Annotated in this window: 2 protein-coding genes; both read left to right on the top strand. The window is 24.6% G+C overall.

Annotation, left to right across the window (positions count from 1 at the left end; genetic code table 4):
* Positions 1-36 precede the first annotated feature (36 nt).
* Entirely contained in the window at positions 37-387 is a 351-nt protein-coding gene (locus EHU54_RS05895; RefSeq protein ID WP_400249467.1) for a hypothetical protein, read from the top strand.
* Complete coding sequence (locus tag EHU54_RS05890) at positions 363-524, top strand: hypothetical protein (protein WP_400249465.1); 162 nt, start codon at positions 363-365, stop codon at positions 522-524. Before EHU54_RS05895 ends, EHU54_RS05890 begins: the two co-directional genes overlap by 25 nt.
* The last annotated feature ends 691 nt before the right edge of the window (positions 525-1,215 follow it).

Here is a 1,215-nt window from a genome sequence, read left to right as displayed (position 1 = left end):
TCTTTTTAAAAATATTTACAATTATTTTAATAGGTTATGCAAGAAGTCTATTGAATAAAAAAAAGCACATTCATAGGTGGTGAAGCGTATAATTCTGTTGCTGATGTTGTTAGTTACCAAGGTCCATATTTGGATGATATTAAAACTAAATTAGAACAAAAAAATATTGAAACAAAGGTAGAAAATGATTGCTTAATTGTTAAAGGAAAATCTTCACATGGTAGTTTACCAGAGCGAGGAATCAATGCTGCTTTAATTACTTTAGCAACATATGCTGAATTAAATAATAACTCAATGATTGCAAATTTTGCAAAAAAAAACATTTATATAATAATTTTAATTTTGGTCATCTTTTCCCAGATATGAAAGATGAAACCGGATTATTAATTGTTAATAATGGAATAGTTGAAATTAATCAAGAAAAAACACGCTTAACTTTAAATATGCGCGTTCCAATTTCATATAAATTACCTGATGTACAAAAACCATTAACAGCAGAATTAAAAAATATAACTTGGAATTAACAAATATTTCTTGGCAAGAAGCACTTTATATGCCAGTTAATAGTCTAATGATTAAAAATATTATGAAAGTTTACCAAGAGGAGGTGACTGGTGATACCCACACAAAACCTGTAGCAATCGGTGGTGGAACATAAATGCTACTTTAAACAGACAACTAAAAAACAATGAAAATATTATCAATATATCTAATGAAGAAGGAGAACAAGAATAATTGCTAAATCAATGCCAAATTGTGTGGCATTTGGCGCTAAATTTGTTATTAATGAATCAACAATGCACTCTTATAATGAGTATGTTAAGCTTGATGATTTAAAAAAATGTTAGAAATTTATACAAAAACGATTCCTTTGTTAGCAAAAAAATAGCGTAGTCCTTAATTTAAATAATGATATCTATTCATCTTTTTCACAAATAAAAAATAATTATTATATAATAAAATATATAAATTAAAAAAGATAAATAATAATGAATTTTTAGAACACAATAAAATAGTTATTAATGATCTTATATTTTGCTTTTTAGATTAGTTCATTAAAAGAAAAAGAAAGTGGGAAGTATAATAGACTTCTTGCATAACCTAGTAAAATAATTGTAAATATTTTTAAAAATATACTCTATAAATAATTGCAAATTATAAATTGAAGCAATTAAATTAAATCTTAAACTAAATCGTTTTCTATGATTACGATAT

Origin of the sequence: Spiroplasma sp. ald, from assembly GCF_044714355.1 — a bacterium.
Lineage (GTDB): Bacteria > Bacillota_I > Bacilli_A > Mycoplasmatales > Mycoplasmataceae > Spiroplasma > Spiroplasma phoeniceum.
This window is presented reverse-complemented; position numbering and strand designations above follow the sequence as displayed.